We start from the raw sequence: 25,127 nt of genomic DNA on the forward strand, positions 1-25,127 counted from the left end.
TTGACTTATAGTCACCAACCCCGTACATGCGACGCATAGGCAGAATAGCTTTTAGTTCTGCGTCAGAAAATATTGTTTCTTCTTCTATTAAGGCGGAATCTCTGGAATAATATTTTGATCTATAACGAATAGACATTGAGTCATTGTCTTTTATATAATTACCTTCTGAATTATCGCTTACTTCTGCAAGATGTTCATCACTGGTATCGATATTTGTGATTGCCAGGTTATAAGATAAATCAATGGTCACTTCATTAGTGTCATCAATTATATTTCTTACTGCAGTCCAGTACTGCATTTGTGCAAGTGGATCATTGTTGATGCCGTTAACTAATAAATGCCAAAGATGTTTTGATGATATTAGTCGCTCAATATCATTGGTTGGCAATAAATTGTTATTGCTTAAGTTTAAATATTCAAGTTTTGTAGTGGTTTTGGTGTTTAAATGTGCAATATGGTTGTCGTTTAAAGTGATTGTTTTCATCCTGGGATGATTGTGTAATATAAGGTCAGTGATCATATTGTGATGGGCACTTAACTCAATCAGAGATTCTTGCCGGGAGAGATCCAGTGATGATAGTTTGTTATAATCAAGATTAAGAAATTTCAGTTTATAACTTTCAGAAATATTAATTTTTGTCAGGTTGTTATTTTGTGCTTCCAGATTAATCAATGAATTTTGGTTTTTAAAATCTAAACTTTCCAGATCGTTATGATCAATATAAACATTTTCCAGTTTTGATTCATTTGGAAAGGTTATCGTTTTAATTTTATTAAAGCTGAGGTTGATATTGACGAGACTAGCATTGTCAGCAAAGTCAAGACAAGTTAGACAATTGTTTTCCAGATTTAACGTATTAACTGTCGAAGGGATAGGCGGCAACTCACTCAAATCAAGATATGACAAATCAAGAGATGCCATGTTCGAATTGTAAGCTTCTTTAATTCGCTCCACGGCAATTGCTCTTTCTTCACCATTATTAAGCGACTTATTACCCCATTGTTCTAGTCGTTCACAAAAATTGCTGGAGATGGTTTCTTTGTTAGGTAATGCGTTATTAAATTGATAACTGGCATTATTTTTTACACAAGCTGTATTAATATTGGTCATAATCACTCATCAATAAATATTATAGTAAGATGTCCCCGGAGGGTATGGAATAATATTAATTGAGGTGAATGACCAGAAATATCAAAAATTGCTCATTTTTACTTAAGGAGTCATACAGCAGTACTTAAATCAAAAACCAGCCCAGAGAAGGGCTGGTCAGGAGAGGATGTTAGAACTGATAGGTAATGCCCGTAGCGACGATGTTATCGGTGCGAATATCTACGGCACGGGTAAAATCGCTTTCATCAATCAGGTTGATTTTATAATCAACATAGGTCGACATATTTTTGTTGAAGAAATACGTCGCACCAACGTCGATATACTCAATCATGTCCTGGTCGCCGTAGCGGCCCAGATCTTTGCCTTTCGATTTCAGGTAAGCGAGTGATGGGCGCAAGCCGAAGTCGAATTGATATTGCGCCACCACTTCAAAACTTTGTGCTTTGTTCGAGATATAACCATCGCCATAGGTGGTCATGTTTAATGTTTCAGCGTAATTAGCTGCAAAGTAGATGTTGTTGGCATCATACTTTATACCTGTGGCCCACAGTTCTGCATTCTTACCGGAGGCATTGAGAGGATTAGCAGCGGCTCTTTCCTGCGCATTTGTCCGATCGGATTTGGTATATACCGCACCGATACCAAAGCCATCATAAACATAAGTTGAGGAGATACCGAAACCGTCACCGTTGGCACGCGTGTAGTCTGCACCATAAAGATGACTGTTGTCAGTACGTTCATTTTTGCCTTGATATTGCGCGGCAAAGTTCAGCCCTTCAATTAAGCCAAAGAAATCGTAGTTGCGATAGGTTGCTACACCGGTGGTACGGTATGTCATGAAGACATCTTTCTGACTCCAGGTATCGCCACCAAATTCTGGCAACATATCGGTCCATGAACCAATGTCATAGCCGACACCGTAGTTACGACCATAGTCCAGAGAGCCAAACTCACTAATTTTTAAACCAGCATAGGCCAGACGGGTCTTGTTGCCGCGCGAGCCGTTGGCTTCATCGTTATAGCCTTTAAAATCATATTCCCAGTGACCAAAACCAATCATTTGATCATTGATTTGCGTTTCTCCTTTAAAGCCGAGACGGGCATAAGTTTTATCACCATCGTCACGCTTATCATCAGTAAAATAACGTAGAGCGGTAACCTTGCCATAAAGGTCGAGTTTATTACCATCCTTGTTATAGACTTCGGCAGCGTGTGCTACGTTCGCAGCTAACAAACCAGTTACAACCACCGCAACTATTTTTAATTTCATTTAACAGAATCCTTTTAATTATCGTTAAACGTATTTTCTAAACGAATTTTAAACGGCGTCATTTATAAATGACATACTGTTTTTAAAATAGAATGGTGATTAAAAACAATGAGAAAAATAGATGAAATAATATTATTTATCGATATGTGATCGAAGTCGAAATGAGATATAAGGTGAATTACTGGTATTCGAAATTTATTTTTTAATATTGTCGGAATTTATCTGATTAACTGCCAGGCCGTAGACCCGGCAATTATTTTAACCACGACGTGTCGCCAGCCAGCAGAGCAGGGAACCGCCGCAGACCATCAGCGCGCCTTGCCAGAACGAGAACGACAGCGGGGCGCTGAGCAGCACGGCTGCTAGCGCTGAGGAAAGTACGGGCGTAAAATACGAACCTACCGCCATTATGGTGACGTTGCCATGCAGTATACCGACATTCCATGCAGCATAAGCAAATCCTAAGGTAAATGCCGCAGAGATGAGTTTAATCATGACTGGCGTGCTAAATACCATTTCTGGTTGTGGCGTGAGAAAATAGTAAACCCACAGACTTGCTCCCGTTAGCAGGACAAAAACGGTAATTCCATTAAATCCGCGTGCGTATTTATTCGTTACTGTGCAGTAGGCTGCCCAGATAAACGCACCAATGAACGCCAGGAAATAACTCAATGGGCTGGTGGTGATATTATTGATGATTTCATCATAATGTAACCCATTGTCACCGCCTAACACCCAGCAGACGCCGACGAGGGCTAATAATAATCCTGGTACAATCAACCAGTTGGTTTTCTGACCATTAAACAGAATGGCAAAGAGAATTGTCAGGCTGGGCCATAGATAGTTCACCATACCCACTTCAATCGCCTGATGACGGGTCGCCGCATACCCTAAGGAAAGCGCCAGACAGATTTCATAGCTGACGAATAACAGACTCCCGGCGAGTAAATAGCCTTTCGGGATTTGCCGAATACGCGGAAATCCAACCGTGAAGATTAACAGCAGCCCGCTTAATGAATAGATAGCAGCTGCGCCGCCGACCGGGCCGAGCCCCTCACTGACACCGCGAATCAATCCTACCATCGTGCTCCACAGGATGATCGCTATCAGCCCTATGAGCGTTGCTTTTTGTCGTGTCATGCTCGCTGTTTTGTCTCTTTTGCCGTTAAAAATTAAGCTGAATTTTATAGCATTTTTTTAACTGGCCTGTCAGGCAGTGGTGCGTTTTTCTACCGCTATTGAGGTAGGTCAATTTGCGCAGGCGGATTATTTTGTGGCAAACACGTGTTCTTTTTGATTTCGCGCAAAAAGATTCAGAATTTTACTGTTAGTTTCCTCGCGCAGTAATACCCCTGAAAAAAGAGGAAAGCAATGGACGTCAGTCGCAGACAATTTTTTAAAATCTGCGCGGGCGGTATGGCTGGAACAACAGTAGCGGCATTGGGCTTTGCCCCGAAGCAAGCACTGGCTCAGGCGCGAAACTACAAATTATTACGCGCTAAAGAGATCCGTAACACCTGCACATACTGTTCCGTAGGTTGCGGGCTATTGATGTATAGCCTGGGTGATGGCGCGAAAAACGCCAGAGAAGCGATTTATCACATTGAAGGTGACCCGGATCATCCGGTAAGCCGTGGTGCGCTGTGCCCGAAAGGGGCCGGTTTGCTGGATTACGTCAACAGCGAAAACCGTCTGCGCTACCCGGAATATCGTGCGCCAGGTTCTGACAAATGGCAGCGCATTAGCTGGGAAGAAGCATTCTCCCGTATTGCGAAGCTGATGAAAGCTGACCGTGACGCTAACTTTATTGAAAAGAACGAGCAGGGCGTAACGGTAAACCGTTGGCTTTCTACCGGTATGCTGTGTGCTTCCGGTGCCAGCAACGAAACCGGGATGCTGACCCAGAAATTTGCCCGCTCCCTCGGGATGCTGGCGGTAGACAACCAGGCGCGCGTCTGACACGGACCAACGGTAGCAAGTCTTGCTCCAACATTTGGTCGCGGTGCGATGACCAACCACTGGGTGGATATCAAAAACGCTAACGTCGTAATGGTAATGGGCGGTAACGCTGCTGAAGCGCATCCCGTCGGTTTCCGCTGGGCGATGGAAGCGAAAAACAACAACGATGCAACCTTGATCGTTGTCGATCCCCGTTTTACGCGTACCGCTTCTGTAGCGGATATTTACGCACCTATTCGTTCCGGTACGGACATTACGTTCCTGTCTGGCGTTTTGCGCTACCTGATCGAAAACGACAAAATCAACGCTGAATACGTTAAGCATTACACCAACGCCAGCTTGCTGGTGCGTGATGATTTTGCTTTCGAAGACGGTCTGTTCAGCGGCTACGACGCTGAAAAACGGCAATACGATAAATCGTCCTGGAACTATCAGTTCGATGAAAACGGCTATGCGAAACGCGATGAAACACTGACTCATCCGCGCTGTGTGTGGACCTTGCTGAAAGCGCACGTTTCCCGCTACACGCCGGACGTCGTTGAAAACATCTGCGGTACGCCAAAAGCTGACTTCCTGAAAGTGTGTGAAGTGCTGGCCTCCACCAGCGCACCGGATCGCACAACCACCTTCCTGTACGCGCTGGGCTGGACGCAGCACACCGTGGGTGCGCAGAACATCCGTACTATGGCGATGATCCAGTTGCTACTCGGTAACATGGGTATGGCCGGTGGCGGCGTGAACGCATTGCGTGGTCACTCCAACATTCAGGGGCTGACTGACTTAGGCCTGCTCTCTACCAGCCTGCCAGGTTATCTGACGCTGCCGTCAGAAAAACAGGTTGATTTGCAGTCGTATCTGGAAGCGAACACGCCGAAAGCGACGCTGGCTGGTCAGGTGAACTACTGGAGCAACTATCCGAAGTTCTTCGTTAGCCTGATGAAATCTTTCTATGGCGATGCCGCGCAGAAAGAGAACAACTGGGGCTATGACTGGCTGCCGAAGTGGGACCAGACCTACGACGTCATCAAGTATTTCAACATGATGGATGAAGGCAAAGTCACCGGTTATTTCTGCCAGGGCTTTAACCCGGTTGCGTCCTTCCCGGACAAAAACAAAGTGGTGAGCTGCCTGAGCAAACTGAAGTACATGGTGGTTATCGATCCGCTGGTGACTGAAACCTCAACCTTCTGGCAGAACCACGGCGAGTCGAACGATGTCGATCCGGCGTCTATTCAGACTGAAGTATTCCGTCTGCCTTCGACCTGCTTTGCCGAAGAAGATGGTTCTATCGCTAACTCCGGTCGCTGGTTGCAGTGGCACTGGAAAGGTCAGGACGCGCCGGGCGAAGCGCGTAACGACGGCGAAATTCTGGCGGGTATCTACCATCATCTGCGCGAGCTGTACCAGGCCGAAGGTGGTAAAGGCGTAGAACCGCTGATGAAGATGAGCTGGAACTACAAGCAGCCGCACGAACCGCAATCTGACGAAGTGGCAAAAGAGAACAACGGCTATGCGCTGGAAGATCTCTATGACGCAAATGGCGTGCTGATTGCGAAGAAAGGTCAGTTGCTGAGTAGCTTTGCGCATCTGCGTGATGACGGTACAACCGCATCCTCTTGCTGGATCTACACCGGTAGCTGGACAGAGCAGGGCAACCAGATGGCTAACCGCGATAACTCCGACCCGTCCGGTCTGGGGAATACGCTGGGATGGGCCTGGGCGTGGCCGCTCAACCGTCGCGTGCTGTACAACCGTGCTTCGGCGGATATCAACGGTAAACCGTGGGATCCGAAACGGATGCTGATCCAGTGGAACGGCAGCAAGTGGACGGGTAACGATATTCCGGACTTCGGCAATGCCGCACCGGGTACGCCAACCGGGCCGTTTATTATGCAGCCGGAAGGGATGGGACGCCTGTTTGCCATCAACAAAATGGCGGAAGGTCCGTTCCCGGAACACTACGAGCCGATTGAAACGCCGCTGGGCACTAACCCGCTGCATCCGAACGTGGTGTCTAACCCGGTCGTTCGTCTGTATGAACAAGACGCGCTGCGGATGGGTAAAAAAGAGCAGTTCCCGTATGTGGGTACGACCTATCGTCTGACCGAGCACTTCCACACCTGGACCAAGCACGCATTGCTCAACGCAATTGCTCAGCCGGAACAGTTTGTGGAAATCAGCGAAACGCTGGCGGCGGCGAAAGGCATTAATAATGGCGATCGTGTCACTGTCTCAAGCAAGCGTGGCTTTATCCGCGCGGTGGCTGTGGTAACGCGCCGTCTGAAACCGCTGAATGTAAACGGTCAGCAGGTTGAAACGGTGGGTATTCCAATCCACTGGGGCTTTGAGGGTGTCGCGCGTAAAGGTTATATCGCTAACATTCTGACGCCGAATGTCGGTGATGCAAACTCGCAAACGCCGGAATATAAAGCGTTCTTAGTCAACATCGAGAAGGCGTAAGGGGGCGAACAGATGGCTATGGAAACGCAGGACATTATCAAAAGGTCCGCAACTAACTCCATCACGCCGCCTTCTCAGGTGCGTGATTACAAAGCAGAAGTCGCGAAACTTATCGACGTTTCCACCTGTATCGGCTGTAAAGCCTGTCAGGTGGCGTGTTCGGAGTGGAACGACATCCGTGATGAAGTGGGGCACTGCGTCGGGGTTTATGATAACCCCGCCGATCTGAGCGCCAAGTCCTGGACGGTGATGCGCTTTAGCGAAACCGAACAGAACGGCAAGCTGGAGTGGCTGATCCGTAAAGACGGCTGTATGCACTGTGAAGATCCCGGCTGCCTGAAGGCGTGCCCGTCTGCTGGTGCAATCATTCAGTACGCTAACGGGATTGTCGATTTCCAGTCGGAAAACTGCATCGGCTGTGGTTACTGCATTGCCGGGTGTCCGTTTAATATTCCGCGCCTCAACAAAGAGGATAACCGGGTATATAAATGCACGCTCTGCGTCGATCGCGTCAGCGTCGGCCAGGAACCGGCTTGTGTGAAAACCTGTCCGACCGGGGCTATCCACTTCGGCACCAAGAAGGAGATGCTGGAGCTGGCGGAACAGCGCGTGGCGAAACTGAAAGCGCGTGGTTACGAACATGCTGGCGTCTACAACCCGGAAGGGGTCGGTGGTACGCACGTTATGTACGTGCTGCATCACGCCGATCAGCCGGAGCTGTATCACGGTCTGCCGAAAGATCCGAAGATCGACACCTCGGTAAGCCTGTGGAAAGGCGCGTTGAAACCGCTGGCAGCGGCTGGCTTTATTGCCACTTTTGCAGGGTTGATTTTCCATTACATCGGTATTGGCCCGAATAAGGAAGTGGACGATGACGAGGAGGATCATCATGAGTAAGTCGAAAATGATTGTGCGCACCAAATTTATTGATCGCGCCTGTCACTGGACCGTGGTGATTTGCTTCTTCCTGGTGGCGCTGTCCGGGATTTCGTTCTTCTTCCCGACGCTGCAATGGCTGACGCAAACCTTCGGTACGCCGCAGATGGGACGCATTTTGCACCCGTTCTTCGGCATTGCGATTTTCGTCGCACTGATGTTTATGTTTGTGCGTTTTGTGCATCACAACATCCCGGATAAGAAAGATATTCCGTGGCTGTTGAACATTGTCGAAGTATTAAAAGGCAATGAGCACAAAGTGGCGGATGTCGGTAAGTACAACGCCGGGCAAAAGATGATGTTCTGGTCGATCATGAGCATGATTTTCGTGCTGCTGGTGACCGGGGTGATTATCTGGCGTCCGTACTTTGCGCAGTACTTCCCGATGCAGGTTGTTCGCTACAGCCTGCTGATCCACGCGGCTGCGGGTATCATCCTGATCCACGCCATCCTGATCCATATGTATATGGCATTCTGGGTGAAAGGATCGATTAAAGGGATGATCGAAGGGAAGGTGAGCCGTCGCTGGGCGAAGAAACACCATCCGCGCTGGTATCGTGAAATCGAGAAGGCAGAAGCGAAAAAAGAGAGTGAAGAAGGGATATAATCTCTATTGAACTTTAAGCTGAAAATGGCGCTGTAAAAGGCGCCATTTTCATATTGTAGACAACGTGGGCTTTGTTCATCCCGGATGCGTCGTGAATGCCTTATCCGGCATGAAAACCCTTCAAATACAATAGATTGCAGTGAACGTGTAGGCCTGATAAGCGTAGCGCATCAGGCAATGTTGCATTTGTCATCAGTTTCAAATGGCGCTTTATAAGGTGCCATTTTTTATTGCGTAACCAGACGGCGTAATCGCGACACATCCACCGTTTTTTCAGCCTCTGCCAGACTCCAGGCGTTTTGCAGATTCAGCCACATTTGCGGCGAACTGCCGATCACCACGGAAAGTTTAATTGCCATTTCAGGCGTCAAAGCTGCTTTTCCGGTCAGCAATCGGCTTGCCGTTGAGGGCGCAATTTCCATTGCTCTGGCAAACTCGCGCAGGCTGACATTAAGTTCGTCCAGTGATTCCTGAATAATGTCCCCCGGGCGGGGATGATTGGCCATTTTCATTAGTGTCTTTACTCTCAGTAGTGTTCCTTCACTGGGAACACTATCATTATTGTTCCTTCCTACGCAACAATAATCCATTTAGCCATTTCATGTTGGAGAGTGTGCGATGCTGCGACACCAGGACTGGCAGTCGCAGCAAAGGCCTCTTAGCGGCGGAAATCAATCACCATACGGCCACGGATTTTGCCTTCTTCCATCTCGGTAAAGATGGTGTTGATGTCCGCTAACGGACGCAGGGCGACTTTCGGCACCACTTTGCCTTCGGCCGCAAACTGGAAGGCTTCAGTTAGATCCTGGCGCGTGCCGACCAGCGAACCGACCACTTCAATGCCATCCAGCACAAGACGTGGGATATCCAGGCTCATAGACTCCGGCGGCAGACCGACAGCCACAACACGACCACCTGCACGGACTGCATCAACTGCCGAGTTAAACGCAGCTTTAGCTACTGCTGTTACCACCGCAGCGTGAGCGCCACCGGTTTTCTCCTGCACAATTTTGGCGGCGTCTTCGGTGCGTGAGTTAATCGCTAAATCTGCACCCATTTCGGTTGCCAGTTTTAACTGCTCATCATTGACATCAATGGCGATCACTTTCGCGTTAAAGACATTCTTCGCGTATTGCAGGGCGAGGTTACCCAGACCGCCAAGACCGTAGATAGCAATCCACTGCCCGGGACGAATTTTTGACAGCTTAACGGCTTTGTAGGTGGTGACCCCCGCACAGGTAATGCTGCTGGCCGCCGCCGAGTCCAGACCATCTGGCACTTTTACCGCGTAATCGGCGACCACGATGCACTCTTCCGCCATCCCGCCATCAACGCTGTATCCGGCATTTTTAACTGAACGGCAGAGCGTTTCGTTACCACTGTTACAGTATTCGCAATGACCGCATCCTTCGTAGAACCACGCCACGCTGGCACGATCGCCTGGTTTTAATGAGGTGACACCTGGGCCAACTTCTGCCACCACACCGATGCCTTCATGGCCCAGAATTACGCCGGTTTTGTCACCAAAATCGCCATTCTTAACATGAAGATCGGTATGACATACACCACAACACTCCATTTTCAGCAGGGCTTCGCCATGTTTCAGTGAGCGCAGTGTTTTATCCGTAACGTCAACATGATGATCCTTCGTAACAACTGCAGCCTTCATAGTTCCTCCTTTTCGGATGATGTTCTGCATAGCAGGTGAGGCAAATGATATTTATTCGCCACTACCCAGTATGGATGAGATCTGAAAAAGGGAGAGGGAAATTGCCCGGTAGCCTTCACTACCGGGCGCAGGCTTAGATGGAGGTACGGCGGTAGTCGCGGTATTCGGCTTGCCAGAAATTATCGTCAATGGCTTGTTGCAAAGCTTCGGCAGACGTTTTCACCGCCACGCCTTGCTGCTGCGCCATTTTGCCAACCGCAAACGCAATTGCGCGGGAGACTTTCTGAATATCTTTTAGTTCCGGTAGTACCAGACCTTCGCCGTTCAGGACCAGCGGCGAATACTGAGCAAGCGTTTCACTTGCCGACATCAGCATCTCATCGGTGATACGTGACGCGCCGGAAGCAATAACCCCCAGGCCGATGCCCGGGAAAATAAAGGCGTTGTTACACTGGGCGATAGGGTAGATTTTATCTTTCCATACCACTGGATTAAACGGGCTGCCAGTGGCGACCAGCGCGTTACCTTCAGTCCAGGCGATAATGTCCTGCGGTGTGGCTTCCACGCGTGACGTCGGGTTAGACAGCGGCATCACGATCGGACGCGGACAGTGTTTATGCATCTCACGGATGATCTCTTCCGTAAACAGCCCGGTCTGTCCTGAGACGCCAATCAGAATATCTGGTTTTACATTGCGCACCACATCCAGCAGTGACAGCACATCGCTGTCGGTATCCCAGTCACTGAGGTTTTCGCGCTTCTGCACCAGTTTGGTCTGGAAAGGCAGCAGGTTCGGCATCTTGTCGGTCAGCAGGCCAAAGCGATCGACCATAAAGACTTTCTGCCGTGCTGCTTCCTCGCTTAATCCTTCACGCTGGGTCTGGGCGATGATCATTTCGGCAATGCCGCATCCCGCTGAACCTGCGCCAAGGAAGACGATTTTTTTCTCGCTTAACTGACCACCTGCCGCGCGGCTTGCTGCGATCAGTGTGCCGACTGTTACCGCCGCAGTGCCCTGAATGTCATCGTTAAAGGAACAAATTTCATTGCGATAGCGGTTAAGTAACGGCATCGCATTTTTTTGTGCGAAGTCTTCAAACTGCAACAGCACGTCCGGCCAGCGTTGTTTCACAGCCTGGATAAATTCATCAACGAATTCATAGTATTCGTCGTCAGTGATACGCGGATTACGCCAGCCCATATACAGCGGATCGTTAAGCAGCTGTTGGTTGTTGGTGCCGACATCCAGCACCACCGGAAGGGTATACGCCGGGCTGATGCCGCCACAGGCGGTATAGAGCGACAGTTTACCGATCGGAATGCCCATCCCGCCGATGCCCTGGTCACCAAGCCCCAGAATACGTTCACCGTCAGTCACCACAATCACTTTGATATTATGGTTTGGTACGTTTTGCAGAATATCGTCCATATTGTGGCGGTTCTGGTAAGAGATAAACACGCCGCGTGAACGGCGGTAGATCTCAGAAAAACGCTCACAGGCTGCGCCGACGGTTGGGGTATAAATAACAGGCATCATCTCATCAAGATGATTGTTTACCAGACGGTAGAAGAGGGTTTCGTTAGTGTCCTGGATGTTACGCAGGTAGATGTGTTTGTCGATTTCGGTTTTGAATCCCTGATACTGGATCCATGCTCGTTCCGCTTGTTCTTCGATGGTTTCGACCACTTCCGGCAGTAACCCCAGCAGGTTGAAGTTACGGCGTTCTTCCATGCTGAAGGCACTGCCTTTATTCAACAACGGAAATTCCAGCAGTACAGGGCCAGCGTAAGGGATATAAAGCGAACGCTGTTTTTTTGTTTTTGGTTCCATGTCACTCACTCTTTTTTGAATATCCATCCCTGGGGGGCTTTTATCGTCTTTGCTTTACCGCCAGGGCGTCGGCCCCAAGTATAAAGCAGATAAAAACAAAAACACCATTGCGCAGGCAATGGTGTTTAATCGTCATTGAGGACTGATGGTTATGAATTACTTTTCAGCGGGGCGTTTTCTGCCGGTTGGGTTATTTACCACGCTGGATTTGTCACCTTCGGTAACTATTTTGCGCTGGTTAGATATTTTATGGTCCAGTCCAAGAATATGACGTGCCTGACGGTTCGATTTCATTTTAACTCCTCAATCCTGTTGCTAGTTTTAAGGACAACATCGCCGTAGCGAAGAAACACGTGCTAAACCCCTAAATTAGGTTGCCGATCAAGCATAGCACCTTAAAGCGTAGGGTGCTGGCCACTGACCACATAATTGATCGTTTGCTGGTAGATATCACTGAGGATGTCGTTATCAGAAGCTTCCACCCATTTGGTCAGCTCCATGAGAATGTCATCTTCAGTGACAACACCGTGCTCTGCCCGAAGGCCTTGCTCAATGGCATTAACCAGAGCGGGTTCTGCTGTTGAATTTTCTGCCTGATAATAAGTAAACATAGTGATTCTCCGTGTCTGTGTATTTATGGTGTCTGCTACGGATCGCAGATTTATAAAGCACATTCAGCATGGCAAATATTTGCCGCTTCGTTGTTAAGATTAGTCCTGGTTGATGATTTTTATATTTTAACACCATGATATTCATAGGGATTGTGATTGGGACTATTCGATTAATATTGATGCAATATCTTTTGGGTTATATATTCCCCGTTATCTATTGCGGGAATTTAATTTAAGTGCAGAAGTAATATTTTCGCCGTATTTTATTCGGAATATCCTGCTTATCCTCGTGCGGTTTCTCACGTAGTCTATAATTTCCTTTTTAAGCCCACAGGAGAGCAACAATGACAATCCATAAGAAAGGTCAGGCACACTGGGAAGGCGATATCAAACGCGGGAAGGGAACAGTATCCACCGAGAGTGGCGTGCTGAACCAACAGCCGTATGGATTTAACACGCGTTTTGAAGGCGAAAAAGGAACCAACCCTGAAGAACTGATTGGCGCAGCGCATGCCGCATGTTTCTCAATGGCGCTTTCATTAATGCTGGGGGAAGCGGGATTCACGCCAACATCGATTGATACCACCGCCGATGTGTCGCTGGATAAAGTGGATGCCGGTTTTGCGATTACGAAAATCGCACTGAAGAGTGAAGTTGCGGTGCCGGGTATTGATGCCTCTACCTTTGACGGCATCATCCAGAAAGCAAAAGCAGGATGCCCGGTCTCTCAGGTACTGAAAGCGGAAATTACGCTGGATTACCAGTTGAAATCGTAAAGCATTGCCGGATGACGCGTCAGGCGCGTGAATGCCTGATGCGTTGTTAGCATCTCTACAGCGCCCGCCAGCACCGGAGCTCACGTCCGTCCTCCCTTATTGCTAATGATTGCCGGACTTCACATCCGTGGGTTGCCAGAGGGCAACGTTCGCGGAAAAAACAGCCTTGCGGCAACGTGCGGTTTCCCGGCAGTTCCGTTTTACGTAATGCCCATTCTTCCTCCAGCGGTTTATCAATGGCGGGGAGGGAGTCCAGCAATAATCGGGTGTACGGATGTGCCGGAGCCGTCAGTACCTGTTGCGCGTCGCCCAGTTCTACAATCTGCCCGAGATACATCACCGCTACCCGATCGCTCATATGACGAATCACCGAGACATTGTGTGAAATCAGCACATAAGTCAGCCCGTGATTTTCCTGTAGCGTTACCAGTAAATTGAGGATCTGCGCCTGCACGGAGATATCCAGCGCCGAGGTTGGCTCATCAAGCACAATCACGTCAGGCTGCGAAGAGAGTGCTCTGGCAATGGCGATGCGTTGCCGCTGCCCGCCGGAGAACGCATGAGGCAGGCGGTCGAGATACTCAGGACGAATACCCACCTGCACAGCCAGCTCCTCTGCCAACGCTCGCCGCTGTTGTTCACTACTACGCTTAGCTATCCAGAGCGGTTCTGTGATGATGCGCCACACCGGTAAGCGCGGATTGAGCGAAGAGAGCGGGTCCTGAAACACCATCTGCATAATGCGTTGTGAGCCAGAACGGATGTATTGCCCGTGGCTCGGTTGCAGCATACCCATTAAAAGCTGTGCGAGGGTGCTTTTGCCGCAGCCTGACTCGCCGACGATCCCTAAGGTTTCACCACGGCGGATCTGTAAATCAATACCATTAATGGCATGAACATGTTCCGTAGTTTTACCAAGCCAGTTTTTACGGGCCGGGAAATTGATATGGACGTCGCGTAACGTTAATAACGTGTCAGACACTTATGACCTCCTGCTGCGGATACCAACAGGCACAGCACTGGTTGTTGTCACCACACGCTGTCAGCGCCGGGACGTTTTCACACTGTGCACCTGCCGCATAGCAACGATCGCGAAAAGCGCAGCCGTCAGGCAAATGGGTGAGGTTTGGTACCGTCCCTGGAATGGCGGGTAATAGCTGGCGTGGTACTCCATGTTCTGGTGCGCATTGCAGCAAACCAATGGTATACGGATGCCGGGGATGATGGATAACGTCTGCCGTCACGCCGCTTTCAATTACGCTTCCGGCATACATCACGTAAACGCTATCGCACAGTTGCGACACCACGGCCATATCATGGCTGATGAACAGAACCGCAGTTCCACTGGCGCGGGCTTTATGTTTAAGCAAACGCAGTACCTGCAACTGCACCGTGACGTCCAGCGCCGTAGTCGGTTCGTCGGCAATAATCAATTGCGGTTCGCAGGAGAATGCCAGCGCAATCATTACCCGCTGGCGCATACCACCTGAAAGCTCAAACGGATAGCGCGACATAACTTCCACGGCATCCGGGATTTGCATCTCTTCCAGCAGGGCAATCGCTTTAGCTCTGGCTTCCCGACGACTTATTGGTTGATGATGGCGGATCACGTCCATCATCTGAAGACCTATTCGACGTGTCGGATTGAGGGCGGTCATCGGTTCCTGAAAGATCATCGCCACTTGTGCGCCGCGCCACTGACGAAGCTGTTTTTCCCGCGCGTTAAGAACATCTTCTCCCAGTAGGGAAATCTGCCCCCGATGTACGCAATAACTGCCCGTCGGTAGCAGACGCATAATCAGCATTGCGGTGACTGATTTACCTGAGCCGGATTCTCCCACCAGACCGACAATTTCACCGCGGTTAATCTGCAAGGACACATTGTTGAGCGCGTGAACATCACCGTTAAAACCGGGGAAACTCAAATGCAGCTGTTGAATGTCCAGAACGGGTTGGGTCATGACTGCTTTCCTCCTGCTTTCGGGTCAAGCAGATCGCGAATACCATCACCAAAGAGATTAAACCCAACGGCGGTAAGCAAAATCGCTGCCCCCGGAAATGCGCAATACCACCACTGATCGAGTACATAGTTGCGACCATTCGCTACCATCGCGCCCCATTCAGCACTCGGTTGTTGAGCACCCAGGCCAATAAATCCCAACGTGGCGGCCATTAAAATCGCGCTACCGATATCCAGCGATGCCTGCACGATCAGCGGCGGCAGGGAGTTACGTAAAATATGCCAGCTGATCAGATGCCAACGCGACGCACCAAAGGTTTTCGCCGCCTGAACATAGGTATACTGGCGTACAACTAATGCTTGCCCCCGCGCCAGGCGCACATAAAAGGGAATTCGCACAATAGCAATCGCCAGCATGGCGTTAAATAAACTCGGCCCGAGAGCGGCAGCCAGTGCCATTGTCAGTACCAACGAAGGAATCGACAGCATAATGTCCATGATGCGCATGATGATGGCGTCTGCGCGTCCGCCAAGCACACCGGATAGACATCCGAGTAGCGAACCAATCATACCCGCAATGGCGACCACCACTAATCCGGCGAGAATTGATTGCTGACTGCCGACCAGTACGCGGCTGAACAGATCGCGTCCCACTTCATCGGTGCCAAACCAGTGCGCCGCAGAAGGCGGCAAAAGGCGGGCGGTTAAATCAATGGCGTTGGGATCATGCGTCGCCAGCCACGGTGAAAAAATCATCATCAGTAGCATTAATACAATGATGACTGCGCCGGTCACGGTGAGCGGACTGCCTTTCAGCATCCATACCAGTTTTGCACCGTTAAATCGCGTTTGTTTTTGTGGGCGTACGGCGGACGTTTCCTCGCTTAGCATCATTCACCACCTCCACGTCCGATACGCGGATCAATCCACAAATAGAGCAAATCCACCACCAGGTTGACCAGCACATAAGCAAATGAAACCACGACGGCAAAGCCCATCACTGCCGGGAAGTCGAGCGCCTGTATTGATGTCACTACCCATGCCCCCATTCCGGGCCAGGCAAAAACGGTTTCGGTAAGCACTGCGCCATACAACAAATCGCCCAGCGCCAGCCCCAATACGGTAATCGAAGGGATCAACGCATTGGGTAGCGCATAACATAGAACGATATACCAGCCGGGCAAGCCGCTGGCCCGGGCGGTACGAATGTAGTCTTCACTCAATTGTTCCAGCATCGCTGAGCGGATCTGGCGGGCGACAATCCCCAGGTGAACAAACGCCAGCGTTAATGCCGGTAAGATGAGATGTTGCAACGCATTGAAGAAGACTTCACCGTTGCCTTCAAGCAACGCATCGAGCAGATAAAAGCCGGTAACGTGCGTTGGTGGATCCAGCCAGTCATCAAGCCTTCCGCCGCCGGGAAGAATTTGCAGATGACCATAAAACAGCACAATGACGCCCAGCCCAAGCCAGAACGCAGGTGTGGAGATTCCGGTAATGGCCATTATTCGCACCAGATGATCCAGCCAGCGATTTCGCCAGACTGCAGAGAGTATGCCCAGCGGGATGCCAATCAGGAGTGCCAGTAGCAGCGCGCAAAATGCCAGCTCCAGCGTCGCCGGGAAAAATATACGCAACTCTTCCAGCACCGGACGCCCGGTACGAATGGATGTTCCCAGGTCACCATGAAACAGGTCGCTGACGTAGCGGTAAAACTGTACATACAGTGGCTGGTCCAGTCCCAGTTGCTGGCGAATATTTTCCACGATAGCATCGCTGGCGCGGTCACCCGCCAGTAACCGCGCCGGATCACCAGGGATCAGATGCGAGATAATAAACGTAATCACGCAGACGCCCGCCACCACGAGCACCAGCCCCCAGCAGCGTTGGCGTAAAATACTCCAGAAGGTCACGTTATTTACTCATGGTATTGATATTGAAGACCTGTTCCAGCATGGGATTGAACACAAAGCCTTTCACCTCTTTGTTCATCGCCAGTTGGTAGTTTTTCTGGAACAGGTACACATAAGCAGCGTCATCAATGACGATTTTCTGTGCCTGCTGGTAGTCCCGGGTACGCTGCGTCTGGTCGGTGGTCGCGAGCGCATTGCGTAGTAACTTATCGACCTCACTGTTTTCATAGAACGAGCGGTTACCCGGCAGACCTTTTTTGTCTGACTCAAACCAGTAATTCATAAACATATACGGGTCGGCAAAATCCGGACTCCAGTTGCCAATCGCAATGTCGTAATCACCTTTACCCACTCTGTCGCGCATGGTGGCGTTCGCCAGCTTTTCCAGCTTCACATTGATGCCCAGCTTGTTGAGACTGGATTGTGTCGCCAGAGCAATAGGCTCCCAGTTCGGATCGTTATCGGAGTAGAGAAACGTCAGGCTGGTGGGTTTGCTCTTCACTTTATCCCATTCGGCTTTGGCTTTCGTTTCGTCATGGTTGTATTGCATTGCCGTCGCATCGTAGCCCCACATGCCTTCCGGAATCGGGCCGCGCATCTGTTTTCCGTTACCACTCAGAATGCCGTTAACCATGCCCTGATAATCGGTAGACCAGGAAATGGCCCGACGCAGATCCGCCTGATTAAGTGGCGCTTTGCTGTTATTCAGATACAGATAGGTGACGCGCAGTGACGGATACTCTGCCACATTGACTTTATTTTCCTGCTTCAGGGCGTTGAGTTGATCCACCGGCAGCGCATCGGCAATGTCAATGTCGCCACGGGAGAGCTGCAGGCGACGGGAGGCACTTTCACCGATAATTTTTACCGATACTCGCTTAAAGTTCGGTTTATTGCCGGAGTAATGCGGATTTGGCACCAGAACTAATTGCTGACCTTTTTGCCAGCTTTTCAGCATAAATGGTCCGGAACCGGCGGTATTTTGCGCGAGGAAGCCGCGGGCATCATCCGCCGCATGTTCCTTTAACACCGCCGGGTTGATAATGGATGCACCGTCATTCGCCAGCGTGTAGAGGAACGGTGCAAATGGCTGGCTAAGGGTAAACTTCACCGTATGTTCGTCGGGAGCATCAATCTTTAAATCTTTGGGAAATGCTTCTGCTGGCCCCTGGCCGATTTTTAGTAGCCGCTCAAAAGAAAGTTTTACTGCTTCGGCAGTGACAGGTGTGCCATCGGCAAATTTAGCATTATCTTTCAGGGTGAACGTCCACTCTTTTTGATCGTCAGACGCTTTCCAGCTACTTGCCAGATCGCCTTCAACGTCGGTTGAGCCTTTATCACCGTCCGTTTTGTACTGAACCAGCCGCTGATAAGACGGGTAGGTCACTGTCCAGTCGTTATTATCTATTGTTACCGCCGGGTCGAGGGTTTGTGGATCGGCGGCCTTACCAATCACCAGCATATCTTTCGGTACGGCGGCGTGCGCAACCGGGAAAGTTGTGGCAAGGACGAGCGCGAGCAATGTGGGACGAAACGATATCGATCTCTTCATGAAAGTTTCCTGATTAACTGACGTGCTGTGTGCCAGGGGATATAAAACAGGTGAATTGATCAGCGAGCAGTGGGTAACTCGCTGCCTGGGGTAATTCGAAGTGCCACCATTCGCTGGAAATACCGACAAAACCGCCACCAGTCATTATCGCATTCAGCAACAGGCGATTGCGCTGAGCGGCGGGCGGGACGGAAGGGTGATAGGCATGGGAGCGCTCGTGCATTTCATCGAACCCTGCGCCCATATCCAGGATGTTCCCGTGCTCATCACGAAGCGTCAGGTCGATCGCCGTGCCACGGCTGTGATTAGAACCGACCGTCACATCAACAACATATTGCGGGTCTGGGCAGGCTTGCCACAACATCGCCTGTGCTTGTTGTGGGCGATACGCATCGTAAATCACCAGTTGTAAGCCTGATAGCTGGGCGATACTGATACTTTTCGCCAGCGCGGTAATCGCATCCTTGTGTAACAGACAACGCGCTTGCTGGTAAATAGCTTTACCTGTGATGTTATCAGCGCAGGCGTATTTCAATTCGATCTCCAGATCAGGGAAGATCACGGCTAAATCAACCAGTTCGGTGGTATCCGACATAAACGGTTCCTGTATAAGACAAAAATTGCTGCGCTTTCCGCTTATGCAGATCTCATGCCATGCCGGGAGAAGCGCCAGAATGCTGGCTTAAAGTTATATTTTTTAACTTTTGATCAACATTTGTGCAGCGTAGTGCAGTTTTGGTGCAAGAGGGGAAGTTAAGGAAGGAATCTCCCGGAATCGTAGCTGAAATCACAGTATTTAAGTGACGGTGTCACGTTAAATGAATACCCGCGAGTGCGGGCGAGAGGAATTTGTCAGATTTTCAGCGGTAACACGCTGCTCATCCAGCCTGGAATTTCTTCGGCGGGTAGGGGGCGGGAAAAGAAATATCCCTGAATAACGCGACAGTGGATCTTGCGTAGCATCTCAAATTGCTCTTTGGTTTCGACGCCTTCCGCCACGACGGTTAAATTGAGGCTTTGCCCAATGCTGGTAATGGCTTCAAGTAAGGCAAGGATGCGTTTTTCCGTCAGACAACGATCGACAAAACTTTTGTCAATTTTGATTTCCGTTACCGGAAGACTGACTAAGCGGGATAATCCGGAAAAGCCCGTGCCAAAATCATCTACCGATAAACCCACGCCCATATCACGCAGGATCTGAATGCGCTTAAAGATTTCGGTATCGTGTTCCATCATCATGCTTTCCGTGATTTCTACCGTCAGCTGGTGGCCGTCAATACCCCAGGCTTGCATTGCATCAGACACCTGATTAGGCAGCTGATTACTGCGAAAGTGCAGCGCCGACAAGTTCACGGATAACGCCGGGATATGAATATTCTGGCTACGCCATTCTGCTAACTGACGGCAAGCTTCCGCGATGACCCAGCGCCCAATATTTTCGATTTCACCAATCTCTTCTGCGAGAGGAATAAACCGTGAAGGGGGCACATGACCATGCTGGGGATCGTGCCAGCGAGCAAGGGCTTCGATGCCGTACAGTTCACCCGTTTCTGCGAAGATTTGCGGCTGGTAAACCAGTTTCAGTTGGTTATTGCTAATCGCTTCTTTCAGCGCTGCGCCTAAAACCAAACGCTCTTTTACCATTTCGTTCATCGCCGGGCTGAAGAACTGCCAGCCGTTACCGCCATTCTTGCGAATATAATCCATTGCATTGTGAGCAGTGGAGAGCAGGTAATCGCGGTTTTTACCCACGTCGTAGCTGATGCCAATACTCAAGGTAAGCGGGAAGGGTTTATCGTCAATCATTATCGGTTTGCTGACCACATTCCGTAGCTCATCGGCGATTTGGGTAATGTTACTGACGTCGTTTTCCAGGCTCACGAGGACAAACTGCGTACCTTCGATACGACAGAGATACTGATCCGGTTTGAGTTTTTCACGAAAGCGATTGACCACTTCCAGCAATGCCTGATCGGCCCACGCATAGCCAAGGCTATCAATCACATCCTGAATATGGTCAACACCGATGAGATACACCACCGGAGAGACGGCTTTGTCGACCAGGTCATCGAGGTAATTGTGCAGGTTATTGCGATTTGGCAGACCGGTCATCGGATCAAATTGGATGAGTTGTTCAATATGCTGACGGCTTTTTTCCTGTTCCAGCGCCAGCGCGGCCATATGCTGGCTGATATCTGCCACGCGTTCGATAAAGGCGCTGGTTTCTGCTCCTGACGAGGTTTTAATTTGCAGGATCCCCGCAGGCGCGCCATCACGCTGACGAATGGTCGCTGACCAGCTTTGCGCATTTTGAACTTCTGCACCGTGCGAAGATGACGCCCAGTGTATCGGCATCCCGTTGCGCAGTGCGAACAGCGAAACATGCGATTCGTTGAGAACAGATTCGATGTTACGACAAATGATTTCCCCCATTTCATGAAATGGCGGGCTGCTGCACATGGCGGCGAGAATATTGCCTTCAAGCTGGCGGATCTGCCGTTCTTCGGTGATATCCGAGAAAGTCATTACCAGGTTCTGCAGATGCGCGAGCACGTCATAAACCGGGCTTATAGAGGCTTTAATCCAGATTTTTTCACCGGTGCGCGTCAGCAGCAGAAATTCGTCCTGATCGCGGGCGGTTTTCCATAGCAACTGTTGTAAACGAATGCGGTTATCGGCAGGGAATTCAGGAATGTTCAGGAGTGTATCGGGCTGCATACCGCTGGCTTCGCTAATGCAGTAACCAAACATTTCGGTAAATGCGCGATTGCACTGCACAATATGGCGTTCCGGATCGAGAACAATCACCGGTCGGTCGAGATGGTCAACGGCAATAATCAATTGTCGGGTCTATTCTTTTTGCGCCATTTCTACGCTGGCATCCCGTACCAGCGCCAGGTAATAAACTTTCCCCTCGGCGCTCACTTTCGATAGCGCAAAACGGGTCCAGATTTTACTGCCGTCTTTTTTCTCCAGCTGCAGCTCCCGACTCATCCCCTCAACACGCGCTTTACCGCCTTCACGGTTGTGACGAATGTATTCAGGATGCGCAGGACGCAAATCCCGCGGAATCAGCATATCAATGTTATTGCCAATGACTTCTTCACGTTTGTATCCCCAGAGCTTCTCTGCGGCGGGGTTGAAAAACATCACTTCATCATTTTCGTTAATTAACACCGCACCCATCATATTTTGCTCAAGGGCGGGGAAAAAAATGCCATCGGCGGCATTATCCGCATCGGTTAGCTTCATGATTACCTCTGCATCCTGGCGCATCTAAAGACTGGCTTTCCAGAGTTCAACACGGTTTCTACCTCGTCTTTTGGCGATATACAGAGCTTCATCGGCTATTTGAATGAGGCGCTCATAGTCAGGATGACCATTAAACATGGCGGCACCGATGGAAAGTGAGAGGGCAATATCCTCGCCGTTTGCGGCTTTCAGTTTGGTTTTCTCCACCCGACTGCGAATACGTTCTGCGGTACGTAACGTTTCGTTTTCAGAAGCTTCAGTCAAAACAATGATAAATTCATCGCCCCCGTAGCGGAAAACATAATCACTACTGCGGACGTTGTCATAAAAGGCCTGAGAGACTTTACGCAGAATTTCATCACCAGTGTTATGGCCCCACGTATCGTTGATCTCTTTGAATTTATCAACGTCAATAATCAGCACTGACAGCGGTGTACCGGTCCGGTTGGCATGGGCAATTTCGCGTTTGAAGATAGTCGGCAGGAAACGGCGGTTAAGTAATTTCGTCAGTACATCCATACCGACTTCGTGGCGCGATACTTCTTCAAACAATTCACGCAGCAAGGTAATAATTTGCGATACAGTATTTCTTATCTGTAATAAAAATTTCACCCGCAGACTTCTGTTATTCAAATTCCTGGTGTTACGCATGGTTTGATTGAAAATACCGTCGAAATCCTGAATCAGACGAGAGATATGGCCCACTTCAGCAATGCCGCTGAAATAATGTCGACCTTTATGGTTAAACCACAGGCCAAAATCAGCCTGGCTTAAAGGCAAACTACTGCCTAAATCAGAATCCAGCAGGATTTTATAGATGATATCTATTTCCCATGAAAGTATTGAGGCTATTTGCCGTTCTTTTTCTTCTTCGGCGTTTTCCAGTAACGAGAAGATACGATAGTTTTCATCTTCTTTTGAGGCACTACTGTCACTAAAGGTAAACGCGCGGGTCATCACTTCCATAGCGATATCAATACTGTTAATCGAGAAATGGTAGACCTGAAGTTTTTCTGCGGCAGAATAATCCGAAGAGAAGATTACCGGATAGAGGATCTTTTTCAGCACCCGAAACCCCATCTCGACAATTTCTACCGGAATTCCTATGCGGGCATGCACTTCCGCGACGGTATGCTGGATTTGTATTAGCCTTTCGACATCGTCAACCTGGGCAGAAAGCACGTTAATAATCCAGCGTTCCATCGCACTTTTCAACTGCCGCTCAACTTGTTCATTACTCAAGAATTCTTCGGCATGCGGGTCAATGCGGACAATTCGATAAAACTCAATACTCAGATAATGAGCATGCGCAACGGCAATTTCCGCGGCTTTAGCTCGAATGGGCGGATCTGCCTGTTCGACAAGTCCGGTCCACTCATCTTTCATTCTTTTAAAATACATCTCCATAATTCACACCCTTATAAGGCTGGGAAATCAGACGGAATCAAAACGAAACGCAACGTGCGAGATCGACTAACTGCACCATATTCTCCTGAAATATGAAGATATACTGAAAAGAAATAAGCGACTTAGGACAGTTTCAATCTACGCTACTGTTCTTCAGAAGAGTATAGCCCATCGTAATTATTTTTCGGTGACAGCGAATATCGTATGTTTTTTCATATTCATACATTTTTATTAGGGGATTTATGGCTGTTTAACTAAGTGTGGTTAATTGCATGGTTAATTTGACTTTAGTAAGCATGATTAGTAGTGGGATAGTTCAAGAGGGTAACAAGCCGGTGGGTAATGTACCGGCTTGTTACAAAGTAAGAATGGGAGTTTAACTGCCCCAACGACTTTGCAGATAGCTGACCGCTTGTTGAGTCTGCGGTTTATTCAGATAGTCCTCACGGAACAAGATGGTGCCGCTAATTTCTGGTACCGCATCGTTAAGATCGAGCTGCTTTTTCAGTTCCGGTACGCCGCCGTTAATCATCCAGTCTGGCTCTATCTTTGAAGGTTCACCCACTTTATAGAAGGCGATACCGATATACAGGCGGGTCCTGGTCGGTTTAACGACATCCGCCCACCATTTTGCCAACACGTCATAACGCGCGGCACTCCGTGAGAACGGCCAGTAAATTTGGGGAGCAATGTAATCCAGCAATCCTTGTTCCACCCATCGACGAGTGTCAGCGTAGGATTCGTCATAGGCTGCCGCGCCTCGGGTATCGGAGCCGAGCGGATCGTGTGATCGGTTACGCCACACGCCTGCCGGGCTAACACCAAATTCGACTCCCGGCTTAATGCTTTTAATGGTGTGCGATACTTTTGCAATTAACTGCTGAGTATTGTTGCGCCGCCAGTCTGCTTTTGACGCAAATGCGCCTCCGTATTTACGGTACGTTTCGTTATCATTTAGCCGTGAACCCGGTGACTCAGTATAGAAATAGTCGTCAAACTGCACGCCATCTACCGGATAGCGGGAAACCACTTCTGCGACTATTGATGTGATCCAGTCCTGAACCTCAGGGATGCCCGGGTCGAGGACAAAGCGATCGCCAGACGTTCTGATCCAGTCACGGTGTTGCACATAGACGCTCGCCGGTTGTTGAGACAGAGTGCTATTCAGTTCCCTGACAGTACCGGGCTTCGTATTAACCGATACGCGATAGGGGTTAAACCAGGCGTGTACTTTCATCCCACGCTTGTGGGCTTCGTCGAGCATAAATTGCAGCGGATCGTAACCCGGATTTTCACCAATCTTACCGGTCATAAGATCGGACCATGGCAAAATTTTTGAAGGCCACAGGGCGGTACCGTCCGGCTTGACCTGGAAAAAGACCGTGTTTATACCGAGACGTTGCAGATGATCCAGTTTGTCGATCATCGCCTGTTGTTGTACACGGGCCCGGCTGGTGGGGTTACTAATGTTAACCGAGGAAACCGGTGGCCAGTCGAGGCGAGACACCGTGGCCAGCCAGATGCCACGCATCGGTTGTGACGATTGTTGCGTCGTGGCTGGTGGATTTGAACCTGCTGGTGGTGTCACCATGGACTCTGGAGGCGTGCTTTTACAACTACACAGTAAAAGTGCCAGTGCAACCAGTATCGCTGGTCTTCTAATCGCTAATTTCTCGTTTCGGGAGCAGATATCCATATGTGCTGGTTTCCGGTAAACAGATGTGCGCTCATTCTCGTACTTATCCCGGTTAAGTCAATACGACAGCAAGCACGAAAAAGGGAGCGATGAATTATCGCTCCCTTATCTTATAAC

Annotated in this window: 19 protein-coding genes and 2 pseudogenes; 4 read left to right on the forward strand and 17 right to left on the reverse strand. The window is 49.6% G+C overall.

Features of this window, described 5'->3' with window-relative positions:
- Positions 1-634: 634 nt before the first annotated feature.
- The 3 genes and pseudogenes from HUZ68_RS11185 to yddG form a co-directional block, all read right to left on the reverse strand.
- A pseudogene (locus HUZ68_RS11185) lies at positions 635-1,117 on the reverse strand (leucine-rich repeat domain-containing protein); the annotation flags it as partial.
- A gap of 163 nt (positions 1,118-1,280) precedes the next feature.
- Positions 1,281-2,381 (reverse strand): porin OmpC, encoded by a 1,101-nt coding sequence (ompC, locus tag HUZ68_RS11190; RefSeq protein ID WP_000768395.1) that lies wholly within the window; start codon positions 2,379-2,381, stop codon positions 1,281-1,283.
- 258 nt (positions 2,382-2,639) lie between these two features.
- Positions 2,640-3,521, reverse strand: coding sequence for an aromatic amino acid efflux DMT transporter YddG (gene yddG / locus HUZ68_RS11195; RefSeq protein ID WP_000198197.1), 882 nt, complete (start codon positions 3,519-3,521; stop codon positions 2,640-2,642).
- Between the two features lie 231 nt (positions 3,522-3,752).
- Between yddG and fdnG the strand changes: the two genes are divergently transcribed.
- Genes fdnG through fdnI form a run of 3 tightly spaced genes read left to right on the forward strand, consistent with a single transcriptional unit; the run spans position 3,753 to position 8,343 of the window.
- Positions 3,753-6,800, forward strand: coding sequence for a formate dehydrogenase-N subunit alpha (fdnG, locus tag HUZ68_RS11200; RefSeq protein WP_239594203.1), 3,048 nt, complete (start codon positions 3,753-3,755; stop codon positions 6,798-6,800).
- Positions 6,801-6,812: 12 nt separating this feature from the next.
- Positions 6,813-7,697: a formate dehydrogenase N subunit beta gene (fdnH, locus tag HUZ68_RS11205; RefSeq protein ID WP_001240582.1), complete on the forward strand. Its 885-nt coding sequence runs from the start codon at positions 6,813-6,815 to the stop codon at positions 7,695-7,697.
- The gene (gene fdnI, locus HUZ68_RS11210; protein WP_000045648.1) at positions 7,690-8,343 is read left to right on the forward strand and encodes a formate dehydrogenase-N subunit gamma; all 654 of its coding nucleotides are present in this window, start codon (positions 7,690-7,692) and stop codon (positions 8,341-8,343) included. The genes fdnH and fdnI overlap by 8 nt, the downstream gene beginning before the upstream one ends.
- 227 nt (positions 8,344-8,570) lie before the next feature.
- Here the strand turns inward: fdnI and HUZ68_RS11215 are convergent, their stop codons facing one another.
- From HUZ68_RS11215 to bdm, 5 genes are all read right to left on the reverse strand, one after another.
- Positions 8,571-8,855 carry a HigA family addiction module antitoxin gene (locus tag HUZ68_RS11215; RefSeq protein ID WP_000781370.1) on the reverse strand — a complete coding sequence of 95 codons (285 nt, stop codon included), beginning with the start codon at positions 8,853-8,855 and terminating at the stop codon, positions 8,571-8,573.
- A gap of 146 nt (positions 8,856-9,001) precedes the next feature.
- Positions 9,002-10,012, reverse strand: coding sequence for an alcohol dehydrogenase AdhP (adhP, locus tag HUZ68_RS11220; RefSeq protein ID WP_000642407.1), 1,011 nt, complete (start codon positions 10,010-10,012; stop codon positions 9,002-9,004).
- Between the two features lie 133 nt (positions 10,013-10,145).
- Positions 10,146-11,843: a malate dehydrogenase gene (gene maeA, locus HUZ68_RS11225; protein WP_000433464.1), complete on the reverse strand. Its 1,698-nt coding sequence runs from the start codon at positions 11,841-11,843 to the stop codon at positions 10,146-10,148.
- A 156-nt stretch (positions 11,844-11,999) separates the two neighbouring features.
- Positions 12,000-12,137 carry a stationary-phase-induced ribosome-associated protein gene (sra, locus tag HUZ68_RS11230; RefSeq protein WP_000841554.1) on the reverse strand — a complete coding sequence of 46 codons (138 nt, stop codon included), beginning with the start codon at positions 12,135-12,137 and terminating at the stop codon, positions 12,000-12,002.
- A 101-nt stretch (positions 12,138-12,238) separates the two neighbouring features.
- Positions 12,239-12,454, reverse strand: coding sequence for a biofilm-dependent modulation protein (gene bdm / locus HUZ68_RS11235; RefSeq protein WP_000495766.1), 216 nt, complete (start codon positions 12,452-12,454; stop codon positions 12,239-12,241).
- Positions 12,455-12,798: 344 nt separating this feature from the next.
- Here bdm and osmC point away from each other — a divergent pair, with 344 nt between their 5' ends.
- Entirely contained in the window at positions 12,799-13,230 is a 432-nt protein-coding gene (osmC, locus tag HUZ68_RS11240; RefSeq protein ID WP_000152305.1) for a peroxiredoxin OsmC, read from the forward strand.
- 55 nt (positions 13,231-13,285) lie between these two features.
- On the opposite strand, the gene HUZ68_RS11245 is transcribed toward osmC, so the two are convergent.
- The 9 genes and pseudogenes from HUZ68_RS11245 to HUZ68_RS11290 all read right to left on the reverse strand — a co-directional run bounded on the left by HUZ68_RS11245 (position 13,286) and on the right by HUZ68_RS11290 (position 25,010).
- Positions 13,286-14,212 (reverse strand): oligopeptide/dipeptide ABC transporter ATP-binding protein, encoded by a 927-nt coding sequence (locus tag HUZ68_RS11245; RefSeq protein WP_028132733.1) that lies wholly within the window; start codon positions 14,210-14,212, stop codon positions 13,286-13,288.
- Positions 14,205-15,191, reverse strand: a complete 987-nt coding sequence (locus HUZ68_RS11250; RefSeq protein ID WP_028132732.1) for an ABC transporter ATP-binding protein — start codon at positions 15,189-15,191, stop codon at positions 14,205-14,207. Before HUZ68_RS11250 ends, HUZ68_RS11245 begins: the two co-directional genes overlap by 8 nt.
- Positions 15,188-16,084, reverse strand: a complete 897-nt coding sequence (gene ddpC, locus HUZ68_RS11255) for a D,D-dipeptide ABC transporter permease (protein WP_000979613.1) — start codon at positions 16,082-16,084, stop codon at positions 15,188-15,190. The genes HUZ68_RS11250 and ddpC overlap by 4 nt, the downstream gene beginning before the upstream one ends.
- Entirely contained in the window at positions 16,081-17,103 is a 1,023-nt protein-coding gene (locus HUZ68_RS11260; RefSeq protein ID WP_000145111.1) for an ABC transporter permease, read from the reverse strand. Before HUZ68_RS11260 ends, ddpC begins: the two co-directional genes overlap by 4 nt.
- 1 nt (position 17,104) lies before the next feature.
- Positions 17,105-18,655, reverse strand: coding sequence for an ABC transporter substrate-binding protein (locus HUZ68_RS11265; RefSeq protein ID WP_000830565.1), 1,551 nt, complete (start codon positions 18,653-18,655; stop codon positions 17,105-17,107).
- Between the two features lie 13 nt (positions 18,656-18,668).
- A complete protein-coding gene (ddpX, locus tag HUZ68_RS11270; protein ID WP_001285834.1) occupies positions 18,669-19,250 on the reverse strand; it encodes a D-alanyl-D-alanine dipeptidase in 582 nt (193 codons plus the stop codon).
- A 257-nt stretch (positions 19,251-19,507) separates the two neighbouring features.
- A pseudogene (dosP, locus tag HUZ68_RS11275) lies at positions 19,508-21,907 on the reverse strand (oxygen-sensing cyclic-di-GMP phosphodiesterase DosP).
- Between the two features lie 24 nt (positions 21,908-21,931).
- Positions 21,932-23,314, reverse strand: coding sequence for a diguanylate cyclase DosC (gene dosC, locus HUZ68_RS11280; RefSeq protein WP_000426292.1), 1,383 nt, complete (start codon positions 23,312-23,314; stop codon positions 21,932-21,934).
- A 376-nt stretch (positions 23,315-23,690) separates the two neighbouring features.
- The gene (locus tag HUZ68_RS11290) at positions 23,691-25,010 is read right to left on the reverse strand and encodes a family 10 glycosylhydrolase (protein ID WP_088129698.1); all 1,320 of its coding nucleotides are present in this window, start codon (positions 25,008-25,010) and stop codon (positions 23,691-23,693) included.
- Positions 25,011-25,127 lie beyond the last annotated feature (117 nt).

The organism is Shigella dysenteriae (genome assembly GCF_022354085.1).
Lineage (GTDB): Bacteria > Pseudomonadota > Gammaproteobacteria > Enterobacterales > Enterobacteriaceae > Escherichia > Escherichia coli.